General features: G+C 71.7%; 13 protein-coding genes. 9 read left to right on the top strand and 4 right to left on the bottom strand.

The genetic code is table 11. The annotated features are described in order from the left end of the window. Position 1: 1 nt before the first annotated feature. Together QSK18_RS23690 and QSK18_RS23695 are read right to left on the bottom strand one after the other, a co-directional pair. A complete protein-coding gene (locus QSK18_RS23690) occupies positions 2–739 on the bottom strand; it encodes a RibD family protein (protein WP_232813688.1) in 738 nt (245 codons plus the stop codon). Further along, positions 736–1962: an NsdA family TPR-like regulatory protein gene (locus QSK18_RS23695; RefSeq protein ID WP_285623473.1), complete on the bottom strand. Its 1227-nt coding sequence runs from the start codon at positions 1960–1962 to the stop codon at positions 736–738. The genes QSK18_RS23690 and QSK18_RS23695 overlap by 4 nt, the downstream gene beginning before the upstream one ends. A gap of 453 nt (positions 1963–2415) precedes the next feature. Between QSK18_RS23695 and kdpF the strand changes: the two genes are divergently transcribed. The 8 genes from kdpF (at position 2416) to QSK18_RS23735 (ending at position 13574) form a co-directional block, all read left to right on the top strand. After that, the gene (gene kdpF / locus QSK18_RS23700; RefSeq protein WP_232813686.1) at positions 2416–2505 is read left to right on the top strand and encodes a K(+)-transporting ATPase subunit F; all 90 of its coding nucleotides are present in this window, start codon (positions 2416–2418) and stop codon (positions 2503–2505) included. After that, the gene (kdpA, locus tag QSK18_RS23705; RefSeq protein WP_285623479.1) at positions 2505–4169 is read left to right on the top strand and encodes a potassium-transporting ATPase subunit KdpA; all 1665 of its coding nucleotides are present in this window, start codon (positions 2505–2507) and stop codon (positions 4167–4169) included. The genes kdpF and kdpA overlap by 1 nt, the downstream gene beginning before the upstream one ends. Positions 4170–4191: 22 nt before the next feature. Continuing rightward, positions 4192–6288, top strand: coding sequence for a potassium-transporting ATPase subunit KdpB (kdpB, locus tag QSK18_RS23710; protein WP_232813684.1), 2097 nt, complete (start codon positions 4192–4194; stop codon positions 6286–6288). 10 nt (positions 6289–6298) lie between these two features. Further along, positions 6299–7171 (top strand): potassium-transporting ATPase subunit C, encoded by an 873-nt coding sequence (locus QSK18_RS23715; RefSeq protein WP_232813683.1) that lies wholly within the window; start codon positions 6299–6301, stop codon positions 7169–7171. Positions 7172–7179: 8 nt separating this feature from the next. Continuing rightward, positions 7180–9729, top strand: coding sequence for a sensor histidine kinase (locus QSK18_RS23720; protein WP_285623483.1), 2550 nt, complete (start codon positions 7180–7182; stop codon positions 9727–9729). Next, positions 9726–10397: a response regulator gene (locus QSK18_RS23725; protein WP_232813681.1), complete on the top strand. Its 672-nt coding sequence runs from the start codon at positions 9726–9728 to the stop codon at positions 10395–10397. Before QSK18_RS23720 ends, QSK18_RS23725 begins: the two co-directional genes overlap by 4 nt. A gap of 59 nt (positions 10398–10456) precedes the next feature. Continuing rightward, complete coding sequence (locus tag QSK18_RS23730) at positions 10457–11677, top strand: geranylgeranyl reductase family protein (RefSeq protein ID WP_232813680.1); 1221 nt, start codon at positions 10457–10459, stop codon at positions 11675–11677. 532 nt (positions 11678–12209) lie between these two features. Beyond that, the gene (locus QSK18_RS23735) at positions 12210–13574 is read left to right on the top strand and encodes a helix-turn-helix domain-containing protein (protein WP_232813679.1); all 1365 of its coding nucleotides are present in this window, start codon (positions 12210–12212) and stop codon (positions 13572–13574) included. On the opposite strand, the gene QSK18_RS23740 is transcribed toward QSK18_RS23735, so the two are convergent. Next, on the bottom strand, positions 13465–14151 hold the full coding sequence (locus QSK18_RS23740; RefSeq protein ID WP_232813678.1) for an HAD family hydrolase: 687 nt from the start codon (positions 14149–14151) through the stop codon (positions 13465–13467). The genes QSK18_RS23735 and QSK18_RS23740 overlap by 110 nt on opposite strands. Before the next feature lie 292 nt (positions 14152–14443). On the opposite strand from QSK18_RS23740, the gene QSK18_RS23745 reads away from it, so the two are divergent. Beyond that, positions 14444–14779 (top strand): hypothetical protein, encoded by a 336-nt coding sequence (locus tag QSK18_RS23745; protein ID WP_285623486.1) that lies wholly within the window; start codon positions 14444–14446, stop codon positions 14777–14779. Here QSK18_RS23745 and QSK18_RS23750 read toward each other — a convergent pair. After that, positions 14673–15980, bottom strand: a complete 1308-nt coding sequence (locus QSK18_RS23750; protein ID WP_285623489.1) for a Bcr/CflA family efflux MFS transporter — start codon at positions 15978–15980, stop codon at positions 14673–14675. The genes QSK18_RS23745 and QSK18_RS23750 overlap by 107 nt on opposite strands. Positions 15981–16080: the final 100 nt, after the last annotated feature.

Below are 16080 nucleotides of genomic sequence, written 5' to 3' on the forward strand. Positions count from 1 at the left end.
CTCAGAACGCCGGCCGCGCCACCAGCCGCAGGTCCGGCCCGGACCGGGCGATGTCGAGCAGCTCCAGCCGCAGGATGTCGGCCATCGTGCCGATCCCGGCGTCGAGCAGGCCGCTCTTGCCCGACCCGAGCAGGGCCGGGGCCACGTAGTTGATCACCCGGTCGACCAGGCGGGCGGCGATGAACGAACCGGCCAGGGTGGGGCCGCCTTCCAGGAACACGGCCCGAACTCCCCGTTGGTACAGCGCCTCCAGCAGCGCCGGAACCGAAAGCCCCTGTTCGGCCCGAGGTATCCGGATCACCTCGGCGCCTTGCAGATGACCGGCAGCGGCGTCCGGGGCCACCGCGATGATGGTCGGTGCGGAAGCGTCCAGAACCTTCGCGGACGCGGAGGTGCGGGCATTGGTGTCGACCACCACCCGGTAGGGCTGCCCCTCGGTCCGGACCGCCGACAGGTCCAGCCGCGGGTCGTCGTTCCCCCGCACCGCGAGGTTCGGGTCGTCCGCCTGCTGGGTGCCCGACCCCACCACGGTGGCGTCGCAACCGGCCCGCAGCAGGTGCACCTCGGCCCGGCTGGCCGCACTGGTGATCCACTGACTGGTGCCGTCCGCCGCGGCGATCCGGCCGTCCAGGGTGGCCGCGAACTTGTACACCACGAAGGGCCGCCCGAGCGCGTTCACCGCCGCCCACTCGTCCCGGCCGACCAGATCCGCCACCGAGCCGCCGAGAGTCAGCGTCACTGCGATCCCGCCTGCACGGCCCCGACCAGCGACTCGCCGAACTCGATCACCCGCCGGTCGGCGATGTCCTGGTCGGCCGCCACGTCGGTCATCGCCTGCAGTTCGTCCAGGGTGCGCCGCGACCCGGTGTCGACCGCGATCTCCAGCGCCTGGCTGCCCACGTCCACCGCCTCGTCGATCCGCCGCAGCATGGCCAGCGCCTTGGACTTGCGGGCCATGTGCAGCCCGCGCTCGCGCCGGTACTCCTGCGGCCACTCGGTCAGCGCCCGGTCGTAGGAGTCCACCGCGTCCTGCGCCCGGCCCAGGGTGATCAGCACGTTCGCCCGCTGCGCGGCCACGTACCCCTCGGTGCACCACTCGGCCAGCGACCACTGGTCGGCCACGGCCGGCCCGGGATCCTCCTGCACCAGGTCCAGCGCGTCGTCCATGGCCTGCAGGGCCCCGGTCTCGTCGCCCTCGATGGCCAGCCCGGCGGCCCGCTGCTGGGCGGCGGCCGCCCGGATCCGCGGCGCCGAGCCGGCCCGGCGCTCGGCCGCCTCGCCCAGGCCGATCGCCAGCGAGGACTCCTGCCCCGCGGCGGCCTGCTGGGCCCGGCGCATCAGCGTGTACGCGGCCAGGTCGCTGTTCTCGCTGGCCTGGGCCCACTCCACGGAGCGCCCCGTCCAGGCCCCGCTGCGCACCGACTGACCGGCGTCCTCGAACAGCCACCCCTGGAACTCCGCGTAGAGGGTGGCCAGGTCGAACACCCGACGCCTGAGGTCCCCCCGAGCGGACCCCAGCATGTCCTGGACGTTCGACACCTGCTCCCCCACCGTCGCGATCAGGCGCCCCGGGCCGAGCATCGAGTCGGAGCGGACCAGCGAGGCCCGCAGGGTGGTCAGCTCGTCGATCACCTGCGCGCTGACCGGCAGCGAGGGCCGGACCGCGCCGCGCCGCCCCTCCGGCAGCGGGGCCGGGTTGAACTCGGTCTGCTCACCGGTGCCGAGGAAGGCCTGGAAGCGGTGCACCGACTCACGGCTGGCCCGGCTCAGCGCGGTGTCCAGCGCAGCCTGCATCTCCGGCAGCGGCTCGATGTCGGCGCCGCGCGCCTCCCAGTTGCTCACCGTGCGGACCGCCACCCCCAGGTGGTCGGCGAACCCGATGACCGTCATCCGCAGCGCCCGGCGCAGCGCCCGGGTTTCCCGCCCTGTCCAGCGTTCGACCGCAATCACACGCCGCTCCATCTCCTCGGACCTCCCGGCCTTGTGGGCCGAGCCGGTTCCCGAAATCCCGAATCAGGTTAAGTCGGGTTTGACGGATTCCCCAGAGCCATTGCATTGCCGTTGCCATATCCGTCACCGCGCGTAACTGACGGTTACCGAGGCGCACGTTTGAAGCGCTCGACCACTCCCTGTCAGCACGCCCTTGTGGCGTGCATCACGCCAGGTCAGGACCCGGATGCGAGGGCTCTGGGCCGAGGCGTCAAGAAGCTGTCGGGATCTTTGCAAAACCAGTCAAGAGACTGTCAACGCATCTGCCCTTCCCGAACGCGCAGAGGTGTGCTGGTGGAGCCCGGCAGGAAGCCGGGCGACCCGCAATCCGAGTGAGGGATCAGCAGTGCTTGACCTGGTGTACCTGGTGGTGACCGGAGCGCTCTTCGGCGCCCTGGCCCTGATCGTCCGAGGGGTGGAGCGACTGTGACCCTCGTGAACCTGGCCGGCCTGGTGATCGCCGCCGGCCTGACCGTCTTCCTCCTGGCCGCCCTGCTCTTCCCGGAGAAGTTCTGATGAGCTCAACCACCGCGGGCGTCATCTTCGTGGTGTCGCTCGTCGTCGTGCTGGCGGCCGTGAACCGGCCGGCCGGCGACTACCTCTACCGCGTCTTCACCTCCACCCGGCACTCCCGGCTCGAGCGCGGCCTGTACAAGGTGATCGGGGTCGACCCGGAGGCCGAGCAGCCGTGGGGCGTCTACGCCCGCAGCGTGCTCGCCTTCTCCCTGGTCTCCCTGCTCTTCCTCTACCTGCTGATGCGCCTGCAGGGCCGGCTGCTGCTCTCCCTCGGGTTCGACGGGGTGGCCCCCGACCTGTCCTGGAACACCGCGGTCAGCTTCGTGGCCAACACCAACTGGCAGGCGTACTCGGGTGAGTCGACCATGGGCCACCTGGTGCAGATGACCGGTCTGGCGGTGCAGAACTTCACCTCCGCCGCCGTCGGCATCGCCGTGGCCGTCGCCCTGACCCGGGGCTTCGCCCGGAGCCGGACCGAGCACCTGGGCAACTTCTGGGTCGACCTGGTCCGGATCTGCCTGCGCGTCCTGCTGCCCGTCGCGGCGGCCGCGGCGATCGTCTTCATCGCCGGCGGTGCGGTGCAGAGCCTCTCGGCCGGCACCGAACTGCAGACCCTGGCCGGCGGCGCCCAGACCGTTCCGGGTGGCCCGGCGGCCAGCCAGGAAGCGATCAAGCTGCTCGGCACCAACGGCGGCGGTTTCTGGAACGTGAACAGCGCCCACCCGCTGTCCAACCCCACCACCTGGACCAACTGGCTGCAGATCTTCCTGATCCTGCTGATCCCGGTGAGCCTGCCGCGGGCCTTCGGCCGGATGGTCGGCAGCACCCGGCAGGGCTACGCGATCCTCGCCGCGATGAGCATCATCGCGCTGGCCAGCATCGTCCTGCTGAACCTGAGCAACGGCCTGGGCGGCGGCAACACCGTCCCGGCGGCGGCGGGCGCGGCCACCGAGGGCACCGACACCCGCTTCGGCGTGCTGAACTCGGCCACCTTCGGCGCGGCCACCACGCTGACCTCGACCGGTGCGGTGAACTCGTTCCACTCCTCGTACACCTCGTTCGGCGGCGGCCTGACCATGCTGAACATGATGCTCGGCGAGATCGCGCCCGGAGGCACCGGTTCCGGCCTCTACGGGATGCTGGTGATCGCCGTGATCACGGTGTTCGTGGCCGGCCTGATGGTCGGGCGCACCCCGGAGTACCTGGGCAAGAAGATCGGCTCCCGCGAGATCAAGTTCGCCTCGCTGTACCTGCTCACCACCCCCGCGCTGGTGCTGGTCGGCACCGCGGTGGCGATGGCCGACAGCACGGCCCGCGAGTCGATGCTCAGCGCCGGGTCGCACGGTTTCTCCGAGGTGCTCTACGCCTTCACCTCGGCCAGCAACAACAACGGCTCGGCGTTCGCCGGGCTGAGCGCCAACACCGGCTTCTACAACACCGCCCTGGGCATCTGCATGCTGCTCGGCCGCCTGCTGCCGATCATCTTCGTGCTCGCCCTGGCCGGTTCGCTGGCCCAGCAGAGGCCCACCCCGGAATCGGCCGGGACGCTGAAGACCTACCAGCCGCTGTTCGTCGGGATGCTCGTCGGCGTGGTCCTCGTCGTCGTCGCCCTGACCTTCCTGCCGGCGCTTGCTCTCGGCCCGATCGCCGAGGGACTGAGCTGAGAACCCCTGAGGGACTGAAGAGATGACTGCCACCACCACCGAACGCCCGCCGGCGCAACCGGCCCGCTCACGGACGTCCAAAAACCTTCTCGACCCGGCCCAGCTGGCGGCCTCGGTGCCGGACGCGCTGCGCAAGCTCGACCCGCGCACCCTGTGGCGCAACCCGGTCATGCTGATCGTCGAGATCGGCTCGGCCTTCACCACCGTCCTGGCCGTCGCCGACCCGTCGGTCTTCGCCTGGGTGATCACCGGCTGGCTCTGGCTCACCGTGATCTTCGCCAACCTGGCCGAGGCGGTGGCCGAGGGCCGCGGCAAGGCCCAGGCCGACACCCTGCGCCGGGCCAAGCAGGACACCACCGCCCGGCGCCTCACCGGTGACACCGAGACCGTCGTCGCAGCGACCGAACTCAGGCTGGGCGACGTCGTCGTGGTCGACGCCGGCGAGGTGATCCCCGGTGACGGCGAGGTGGTCGAGGGCATCGCCAGCGTGGACGAGTCGGCCATCACCGGTGAGTCGGCGCCGGTGATCCGCGAGTCCGGCGGCGACCGCTCGGCGGTCACCGGTGGCACCCGGGTGCTTTCGGACCGGATCGTCGTGCGGATCACCCAGCGGCCCGGCGAGAGCTTCGTCGACCGGATGATCAGCCTGGTCGAGGGCGCGAACCGGCAGAAGACGCCGAACGAGATCGCGCTCAACATCCTGCTCGCCTCGCTCACCGTGATCTTCCTGATGGCGGTGGCCACGCTCCAGCCGATGGCCGTCTTCGCCGTCGGGGAGCAGGGTTTCGGCATCGACGGGGTGGTGATCGACTCCGGCGGGGTGACCGGCATCGTGCTGGTGAGCCTGCTGGTCTGCCTGATCCCGACCACGATCGGCGCCCTGCTCTCGGCGATCGGCATCGCCGGGATGGACCGCCTGGTGCAGCGCAACGTGCTGGCCATGTCCGGCCGCGCGGTGGAGGCCGCGGGGGACGTGAACACCCTGCTGCTGGACAAGACCGGCACGATCACCCTGGGAAACCGCCAGGCGAGCGAGTTCGTACCGGTGCACGGCGTGGGTGTGGCCGAACTGGCGGATGCCGCCCAGCTCTCCAGCCTGGCCGACGAGACCCCCGAGGGCCGCTCGATCGTGGTGCACGCCAAGCAGGCCCACGGGCTGCGGGAGCGGGACGTGCACGACGCCACCTGGATCGAGTTCACCGCCCAGACCCGGATGTCCGGTGTGGACATCGGTGAGCGGCAGTTACGCAAGGGGGCGACCGCCCAGGTCACCGAGTGGGTCCGGACCAATGGTGGACGGGTGCCGGCCGACCTCGCGGGGATCGTCGAGGAGGTCTCCACCTCCGGGGGAACGCCGCTCGTGGTCGCCGAAAGCACCCGGATCCTCGGGGTGATCCACCTCAAGGACGTGGTGAAGCCGGGCATGCGCGAGCGTTTCGACGAGATGCGCCGGATGGGGATCCGCACGGTGATGATCACCGGCGACAACCCGCGCACCGCCGAGGCGATCGCGAAGGAGGCCGGGGTCGACGACTTCCTGGCCGAGGCCACCCCGGAGGACAAGCTCGCCCTGATCCGTAAGGAGCAGGAGGGCGGCAAGCTGGTCGCGATGACCGGAGACGGCACCAACGACGCGCCGGCCCTGGCCCAGGCCGACGTCGGCGTGGCGATGAACACCGGCACCTCGGCCGCGAAAGAGGCCGGGAACATGGTCGACCTGGACTCCGACCCGACGAAACTCATCGAGATCGTCGAGATCGGCAAGCAGTTGCTGATCACCCGGGGCGCCCTGACCACGTTCTCGATCGCCAACGACATCGCCAAGTACTTCGCGATCATCCCGGCCATCTTCGCCGCGGTGTACCCCGGCCTGGACACCCTGAACATCATGCGGCTGGACAGCCCCACCTCGGCGATCCTGTCCGCGGTGATCTTCAACGCGGTGGTCATCGTCGGGCTGATCCCGCTGGCCCTGCGCGGGGTCCGGTACCGGCCCTCCGACGCCGCCGGCCTGCTGCGCCGCAACCTGCTGGTGTACGGCCTCGGCGGCATCGTCACCCCCTTCGTCGGGATCAAGATCATCGATCTGCTGATCTCGGCGATCCCCGGAATCTCCTGAGGAAACGGAAATGCGACTTCCATCGTGGATCGGCCAGCACCTGGCCGCGGTACGCGTCCTGCTGGTCCTGACCGTGCTGCTCGGCCTGGCCTACCCGCTGCTGATCACCGCCGTGGCCCAGGTGCCCGGCCTGAAGGGCAAGGCGAACGGCTCACTGCTTGAGGACGAGGGTGGGCCTGTTGGTTCCGCCCTCGTGGGTCAGGCTTTCGTGGACTCCGAGGGGTCGGCCCTGCCGCAGTACTTCCAGTCCCGGCCGTCGGCGGCCGGGGACGGCTACGACCCCCTGTCCACCAGCGCCTCCAACCTCGGGCCGGAGGACGTCGTCGACACCCTGAGTGCCGACGAGGAGAACGCCTCGCAGAGCCTGCTCACCCAGATCTGCTCGCGCAGCCTGGCGGTCGGCGAACTGGAGGGCGTGGACGGTTCCCGCCCCTACTGCACCCCTTCCGGGGTGGGCGCCGTGCTGGGGGTGTGGCACGCCGACGGGGCGACCGGCCCGGTCACCCGCGTGGTGAGCCTGAACGAGGCCTGCACCACCCCGTTCCTGGCCCGGTACCAGGGCGTCGAGGTGGAGTGCGCGAAGCCGGACACCGAGTACACCGGCTACGTGACCACCCCGGTGCGCGGCGACGCGCCCGACACCCCGGCCGTGCCGGCCGACGCGGTCACCGCCAGCGCCAGCGGCCTGGACCCGCAGATCAGCGTGGACTACGCCGGCCTGCAGGTCGCGCGCGTGGCGCGGGAGCGCGGCGTGGACACTGGCGAGGTGCAGAAACTGGTGAAGGAGTACACCGCGGGCCGGGGGCTGGGGTTCATGGGTGAGCCGGGCGTGAACGTGCTGGAGCTCAACCTGGCCCTCGACGCTCTCGACAGCAAGGCGTAGGCGTAGGCATGGCGGGGCAGCTGCGGGTGCACCTGGGGGCCGCCCCCGGGGTGGGCAAGACCTACAAGATGCTCGAGGAGGGACATCGGCGCCGCGAGCGCGGCACCGATGTCGTGGTCGGCTACGTCGAGACCCACGGGCGGGCGCAGACCGAGGCGATGATCGCCGACCTCGAGGTGCTCCCGCGGCGCACCGTCAGCTACCGCGACACCACGTTCACCGAGATGGACGTGGACGCGGTGATCGCCCGGGGCGCGGAGGTGGTGCTGGTCGACGAACTGGCCCACACCAACGTGCCGGGTTCGCGCAACGCCAAGCGCTGGCAGGACATCGAGGAACTGCTGGACGCCGGGATGACGGTGCTGACCACGGTGAACGTGCAGCACCTGGAGTCGGTCAACGACGTGGTCCGGCAGATCACCGGGGTGCCGCAACGGGAGACGGTGCCGGACGAGGTGGTCCGCCGGGCCGACGCGATCGAACTGGTCGACATGGCGCCGGAGGCGATCCGGCGGCGGATGGCGCACGGCAACATCTACCGGCCGGAGAAGATCGACGCCGCCCTGGGCAACTACTTCCGGGTCGGCAACCTGACCGCGCTGCGTGAGCTGGCCCTGCTCTGGCTGGCCGACAAGGTCGACACCGAACTGGTCCACTACCGCGAGACCCACGACATCGGTGACACCTGGGACGCCCGGGCCCGGGTGGTGGTGGCGCTGACCGGCGGGCCGGAGGGCGACACGCTGATCCGCCGGGCGGCCCGTCTGGCCAGCCGGTCCCGGGGGGCCGACCTGCTGGCCGTGCACGTGGCCCGCAACGACGGGCTGAGCGGCGGCAGCCATGCCCATCTGGTGGCCCAGCGCACCTTGGTGGAGGACCTCGGCGGCACCTACCACCAGGTGGTGGGCAACGACATCCCCCGGGCCCTGCTCGACTTCGCCCGCGGGGTGAACGCCACCGAACTCGTGCTGGGCGTGTCCCGGCGTGGCTGGCTGCAGTCGCTCTTCTCCACCGGCGTCGGGGTGACCACCGCCAACGGCGCCGGGGCGATCGACGTGCACCTGGTCACCCACGCCGAGGTGCACCGGGGGCGGCAGGCGCCGCGGCCCGAGAGCGCGCTCAGCCGCGGTCGCCGACAGGCCGGGCTGTTCCTGGCCACCGTCGGTATCGCCGGGCTGACCTGGGTGCTGACCCAGCTGCGGGACCAGGTCTCGCTGGACAGCGACGTGCTGCTCTATCTGGCCGCGGTGGTCGTGGTGGCCCTGGTCGGCGGGCTCTGGCCGGCCCTGGTCGCGGTCCTCCTGGGCACCTTCCTGCTCAACTTCTTCTTCGCTGCGCCGCTGTACCGGGTCACCATCGCCTCCGGCGAGAACGTGCTCGCCCTGGCCGTCTTCCTGGTGGTGGCGATCGCGGTGAGCGCCACCGTCGACCGGGCGGCCCGGCGCACCCGGGAGGCGGCCAGCGCCCGGGCCGAGGCCGAGACGCTGTCCACCCTGGCCGGTAACGTGTTGCGGGGAGCGGAACCGCTGCCCGCCCTGCTCGGCCAGCTGCGCGAGACCTTCCAGTTCTCCGGGGCGACGCTGCTGCGCCGCCGGCCCGACTCGGCCCCCAGCCCTGACCTGCAGCACGACCCGGGTGCGTGGCAGGTGGTGGCCTCGGTCGGACGGCCGCTGGCGGCGCCCGGCGAGGGCGACGCCGAGGTACTCATCGACGAGGAGATCTCCCTGGTGCTGTGCGGGCACCCGCTGGCCGCCGCCGACCGCCGGGTGGTGCAGGCCTTCGCGGCCCAGGCCGTGGTGGCGCTGCGCCACCAGGAACTGCGCGAGCAGGCCGCCGCCGCAGGCCCGCTGGCCGAGGTGGACCGGATGCGCACGGCTCTGCTGTCCGCGGTCAGCCACGACCTGCGCACCCCACTGGCCGCGGCGAAGGCGGCGGTCGGCAGCCTGCGCGCCCCGGGCGTGGAGTTCAGCCCGGACGACCGCCAGGAACTGCTGGCCAGTGTCGAGGAGTCGCTGGACCGGCTGACCCGGCTGGTGGACAACCTGCTGGACATGAGCCGGCTGCAGGCCGGGGCGCTGGCGATGACCCCGCAGCCGACCAGCATCGCCGAGACCGTGGCGATGGCGCTGGACGACCTCGGTCCGGAGGGCCGGGCGGTGCAGGTGCACCTGCCGGAGGAGTTCCTGGAGGTGGACGGCGACCCCGTGCTGATCGAGCGGGTGCTGGTCAACCTGCTGCGCAACGCCCTGCGGTACAGCCCGGCCGACCACCCCCCGATGATCGTGGTCAGTGCCCACGCCGGAGCGGTGGAGACCCGGGTGATCGACCGCGGCCCGGGTATCCCGGCCGAGCTGTGGGACGACGTGTTCCTGCCCTTCCAGCGGCTCGGCGACCGGGACAACGGCACCGGGGTCGGGCTCGGCCTGGCCCTGTCCCGCGGGCTGACCGAGGCGATGGGCGGCAGCCTGACCCCGGACACCACCCCCGGGGGCGGACTGACGATGATCATGAGTCTGGTCCAGTCCGAGCAGTCGTCCCAGGAGGTTGAGCCCGCGTGACCCGGATCCTGGTGGTGGACGACGAGCCGCAGATGATCCGGGTCTTGAGGATCAACCTGCTGGCCCGTCAGTACGAGGTGGTGACGGCCGGCACCGGGCAGGCCGCCCTGGACGCCGCCCGGCAGGACCACCCCGACATCGTGGTGCTCGACCTGGGCCTGCCCGACCTGGACGGCGTGGAGGTGATCCGGCGGCTGCGCGGCTGGACCCAGGTGCCGGTGATCGTGCTGTCCGGCCGGGCCGACAGCCACGACAAGGTCGACGCCCTGGACGCCGGGGCGGACGACTACGTGACCAAGCCGTTCAGCGTGGACGAGCTGCTGGCCCGGATCCGGGTGGTGGCCCGCCGGCAGGGTGCGGGCGAGGCCCCGGCGCCCGACGTGCGGATCGGCCGGTTCCGGATCGACCTGGTGAACCACCGGATCGAGCCGGACGAGGTGCACCTGACCCGGACCGAGTGGCAGCTGCTGGCCGCGGTGGTGGCCGAGCCCGGCAAGCTGCTCAGCCAGCGCTACCTGCTGGAGAAGGTCTGGGGCCCGACCTACCGGGCCGAGACCCAGAACGTGCGCCAGTACATGGCCCAGCTGCGCCGCAAGCTGGAGACCGACCCGACCCGGCCCGCGCACCTGCTCACCGAGCCCGGCATGGGCTACCGCTTCCAGCCCTGAACTGCGACTTAGGTCTTCCTGACCATCGGGCGTTCAGCCGACCTGGTTAGCATGCGCCAATGCACGCCAGCGGGATCGAGCAGGACGGCCGGAACGGGTACGACGTAGTGGTGGTGGGCGCGGGCCCGGCCGGCAGCAGCGCGGCCGCGGCGGCCGCCCGGCTGGGGGCGCGCACGCTGATCGTCGACCGCGCCCGCTTCCCCCGCTACAAGACCTGCGGCGGCGGGCTGATCGGGGTCAGCCTGGCCCAGCTCGCCGAGGTGGACGTACCGGTGCGGCAGGAGATCGTGCACGCCTCCTTCACCCACCGCGGTCAGCAGCCGGCCCGGCGCTCGGCCCGGCGGCGGGTGCTCAGCCTGGTCGACCGCAGCGAGTTCGACGCCGCCCTGCTGGAGCACGCAGTCTCGTTGGGCGTTCAGGTGCGTTCCGGGGTCACCGTCACGGCCGTAACCGAGGACGCGTACGGCGCGCTGCTGTCCAGCTCGGACGGCCCGATCCGGGCGCGCTACGTGGTCGGCGCCGACGGCAGTGCCAGCCGCATCGCCCGACACGTCGGCGTGTCGCTGGGGCAGGTCGACCTCGGGCTGGAGTACGAGCTGAAGGCGGCCGAGCACCACCGGCAGGCCTGGGCCGGGCGGGTGCACATGGACTGGGGCCCGATCCCCGGTTCCTACGGCTGGGTGTTCCCCAAGGGCGACACGATCACCGTCGGGGTCATCGCCCGGCGCGGCACGGCCGACGAAGCACGTTCCTATCTGAAGACTTTCGTGGAGCAGCAGGGCCTGGCCGACGCCGAGGTGGTGCACGACTCCGGCCACCTGACCCGCTGCCGCACCACCGACTCCCCGCTCGGCCAGGGCCGGGTGCTGGTCGCCGGCGACGCCGCCGGCCTGCTGGAACCGTGGACCCGGGAGGGCATCTCCTACGCCCTGCGCTCGGGCCGGATCGCCGGGGAGTGCGCGGCCAAGGCCGCCGGACCCAACGGAATGCCGCCCAGCATGGGCGATCTCAGCCGGGTGGTGCGCGACTACACGATGCGCATCACCCAGGAGCTGGGGCCCGAGATGGCTGCGGGACGGGCGTTTCTGCAGGCTTTCGAGCGTCATCCCGCGGCCATGCACGCCCTGCTCACCCGCACCCCGCTGGGCTGGCGCGAGTTCCAGCGCCTGGGCCGCGGGCAGACCGACGTGGCGCGGGTGCTGCGTTTCGCCCCGGCCCGCTGGCTGCTGCGCGGCCTGAGCGGCCAGCCGGTGGCGAACCCGGCCTCGAACCCCGCCTGAAGCCGATTCGAGGCAGCTGACCGGCTTGAATCATGCTGAAACGCACCTGAAACCGTTCTGAACGCCGCTGAACCGCTCTGGCCGGGCCTGAAACAGGCCAGTTCTCGTCAGTGCGCTCAAGAGGACACTACTGCTGTCCCCTTGTGCGGCCTGCCAACGATGTCGCGTAACCCACTGCCGCTGGCAGCATCTCCGACCGGCAGCCCATCCGCCGGGCGCCCACGAGCCGGCGGGACCGCGGTGACGGACAGCCGCCAAGAGCCCCACCGCGGCCCCGCCCACCAACCGGCGGCACTCGTCATAGGCACGACACGCCTGCTCATCAAGGCTTTGCCGGACTACTCACCAGGAACCCGGTAGGAATTCCCTGGACAGGTGGTCAGACGGAGCGCGCCTCGGCGGCGCCACCTCGAGCAAAAGGGCCGAATTCGGGCTTACCCTTTTGTACAGGGTTGCATATTGTGATGACAGCAGCGTGCGCACGCCGCTCGGGCGGGCACGGTGCGACTGGACCTTTGATGGGAGGCCAGCCATGCCACAGCCGTTGCGCGACCTCGACCCCGACGCCTCCCGGCTCGCCCGGTTCGGTGCCTGCTTGCGCACCTACCGCACCCAGGCGGGCCTGGCCCAGTCCCAGCTCGGCCGGCTGGTGCACGTCAGCGGCACACTGATCGCCAAGATGGAGCGGGCCGAGCGCCGCCCGCAGCCCGACGTCGCCCGCCGTCTCGACGAGGTGCTCGGCGCCGAGGGCGAACTCGTCCGGCTGGCCTCCGCCGCCCTGGAGTTCGACCTGGCCGAACGCCGCATCGAAACCCGGCCGCGCAGGCTGGATTACGGGCTGGGCCTGGTCACCGCCGACGGCCCGGGGATCAGCGCACTGCACCGGCTGGCCGATCTGTACGACCTGCCCGACGACGGCCCGGTGCGCAGCATCGACGAACTGCGCCGGGCCACCGACGAACTCGTCGGCGAGCGGCTGAATTCTCAGTACCGGCAACTGCTGTCGACTCTGCCCGGCCTGATCCCGGAGCTCACCCGGGCCCTGATGGCCCAGCACACCGAGGCGAACCGGCAGGAACTGGCCCAGATGCTGGTGCAGGCCTGGCGGGCCGCCGACGCGGTGGCCGCCAAGCTCGGCCTGCACGACCTGTCCGGCCGGCTCATCCACATCATGGGCTGGGCCGCCGCGCAGACCGGCGAGCCGTTCAGCGTGGCCGCCACCTCCTACGTGCGGGCCGAGTCGTTCTTCCTGGGCCGCGAGCCGCGGGCCGGGCGGGTGATGCTGGAGCGGGCGGCCGACGCGGTGAAGGACCGGCCGCACGGGCGCCCGGCCGAGATGCTGGCGCAGTACGGCGCGCTGCACATGCGGGCCGCCATCGCCGCCGCCCGGGCCGGGCTCACCCAGCAGGCCTGGGACCACCTGGACGAGGCGAAGACCACGGCGGCCCAGGTGCACGAGGGCATCTGGGCCGGTACCGCGTTCGGCCCCGAGTCGGTGCGGATCCACGAGGTCTCCACCGCGGTGGAGCTCGACGCCCCGCAGATCGCCCTGGCCACCGCCCACAACTGGGCTCCCCCGGCCACCCTGCCGGCCGAGCGCCGGTCGCACTTCTACGTCGACCTGGCCCGGGCCCAGTTCGCGATCGGCCACCACGACGACGTGCTGGAGACGCTCCGCTCGGCCCAGCGGATCGCCCCGCAGAACGTCCGCGTCGACCCGGACGTGCACAGCACCCTCACCGCCCTGGCCGGGACCAGTTCGGTGAGGGCGGCGGCGGTGGAGGGCTTCACACGTGAGGTGCTCGCTCCGGCGGGGATGCGAGCCCCGGCTGCCGGGGTCCCAGCAGGGCCGGCAGCTCCCGTAGCGAGCCGACCACCCAGTCGGCCGTCCGCCTGACCTCGGCGTCGTCGGCCCACAGGTGGCCCCAGGGGCCGCGCCGCACCAGGGCGGCGTGGAAGCCCTGGGCCCGGGCCGGGATGACGTCGAAGTCCCGGTGGTCGCCCACGTAGAGGATCTCGTCGCGCTCACCGGGCGCCCACCCGGCCATCCAGTCGAAGTAGGCCGGGGAGGGCTTGATCAGGCCGAGGTCGCCGGAGACCATCACCCCGTCCGCCGGCAGGTCGAGCTCGCGCAGCAGGTCACCGCACCGGGCCGACTGGTTGCCCGAGACCCCGACCCAGTAGCCGGCTGCCCGCAGGGCCGCCAGGGCCGGGCGCACGTCCGGGTAGAGGTCGCTCTCGCTGATCTGCTCGCCGCACCCGGCGTCCTCCCGGCGCTGCCGTTCCGCCGGGATGTCGAAGCCCGGGCGGAAGTACTGGAAGGTCTCGCCGTTGTCGCGCCCGCCCACCACCACGGCGCCCATCACGGCGGAGAAGGTGTGCCGGGGCACCCCGATCCAGTCCGCCCACCGGCCCCACTCCGACGTGTCGTCCAGAAGCGTCTCGCCAACGTCGAACACGACCGAACGGATCATGTTTCTCGCGCCTCCCTGCGGCTTCACCCTCGTAGCACCATCTGGTGCTGATTCTCCGATCAGGTGAGACAGCATCGCCCGTCGACAAAGGTGCAATGAGGACATTCGTCCTGTCCTCATCGAACGGATGACTCCCGTCCTCATCCGTATGACCCTGGTGGTGTGGCCAAGCAAACGGGGGTTGGCCACCCTAGATCGGCGAGGCCAGCGGTTGGGGACCATCACCCACCGTTGGTCTCGCCCTCCCAGGCGTTTGGGGAGCCGGGCTCCCCATGAGGGGATGAGTGCGGCCATGGGTGCCGAGATGGAGATGCGGGCCGATCTGCTGAACCGGGAGTTGCGCGAACGGGGGCTCGTGCTGCTCGATGTCAGCGAGGACATGATCGAGCCGGACGTCCTGGTGGTCTACCTGCACTCGCAGGCCGGCCAGTGGCAGGACGGTACGGCCAGCCGGATGATCCGGGCCCTGCCCGACATCGTCTCGGTCACGCCCAGCGAGCAGTCGCCGGCCATCCTGCGGGTCAGGATCTCTCCGCGGCGCCGGTCGCGGGGTGGGCTGCACCGCTCCGACCGCTGGGTCGACTGGGTCGAGCACTCGACCCCGCGCCGGGGTCCGCGCCGCCACTGACACCGGCCCGGCCGACCAGCAGCAGCATCAGCACCGAGGCCACGAAGAAGCCGCTCATCAGCGCGGCCATCGGCAGCAGGGTGCTGTAGCCGAGCAGCCCGGTCAGCGGGGTCACCGCGGCCCCGCACAGGAAGGCCAGCCCACCGGCCAGGGCGGCCGCTGTGCCCCGCGAGCGCCGTCCCGCCTCCTGCGCCAGCGCGGTGGCCGAGGGGATGGTCAGCCCCATGCCACCGACCAGCACGGTCAGCAGCACCCAGGTCATCGCGAGCGGCGGCGGCTCCCCGTTCACCCGCTCGAACAGGGCCCCGCCGAGCACGCCCACCGCGACCACCGTGGACACGCCCATCCCGGCCGCCCGCAGCCGCTCCGGGCCGACCCGGCCGACCAACTGGCGGAATCCGATCGTGGCCGCGGCCATCGCCCCGGCGTTGACCGCGAAAATCGTGGCGTAGGTGCTCTCGGAGATGCCGTAGACCTCCTGCAGCACGAACGACGAGCCACCGATGTAGGTGAAGAACCCGCAGACCACCACGCTCTGCAGGGCCACGTGCCGCATGAACGACCAGTCGCTGCCGAGGTCGGCCATCCGGTGCAGGGTCGCACCGAGACCGCCACCGTGTCGCTCCGTCTCGGGCAGGGTCTCCGGAATGCCGAACAGCACGGCCAGCACCATCAGCCCGCCGAAGCCGGTGAGCACGAAGAAGATGGTGCGCCAGTCCCCCACGGCCAGCACGGCGCCCCCGGCCGCCGGAGCGATCACCGGGCCGAGGAAGACGATGGCGGCCAGGGTGCCGTAGCGGCGGGCTGCCTCGGCCGGTGGATAGGCGTCGCCGACCACAGCCCGGCCGATCGCGATGCCCGCCCCCGCCGCCAGCCCCTGAACCAGCCGCACGGCCACCAGGACCGGCCCGGAGGGCGCGAGGGCGCACAGCAGCGAGGTGAGCGTGAAGACGACTGCGCCACCCAGCAGCAGGCCGCGTCGGCCCCGCCCGTCGCTCACCGGGCCGAGCAGGATCTGACCGGCGGCCATGCCCACGATGAACGCCGTCAGGGTGAGCTGGGCGACCGCCGCCGAGGTGCCCAGCGAGACCTGCACGGCGGGCAGGGCCGCGACGTAGGAGTCGGTCGCGATCGGGCCGACCCCGGTGACCACCACCAGGGCCGCAGTGACGGGCGCGGCGGCGGTACGCAAAGACGGCACCGTCCCGAAGCTACCTCACGGTCAGGCACACCCCACGATGTGCGAGGGACGCCCGGCCAGGATGCATCAGGGGTTCACCGGTGGAACATCGCTGCCGCCG

Origin of the sequence: Kineosporia sp. NBRC 101677 (genome assembly GCF_030269265.1) — a bacterium.
Classification (GTDB): Bacteria; Actinomycetota; Actinomycetes; order Actinomycetales; family Kineosporiaceae; genus Kineosporia; species Kineosporia rhizophila.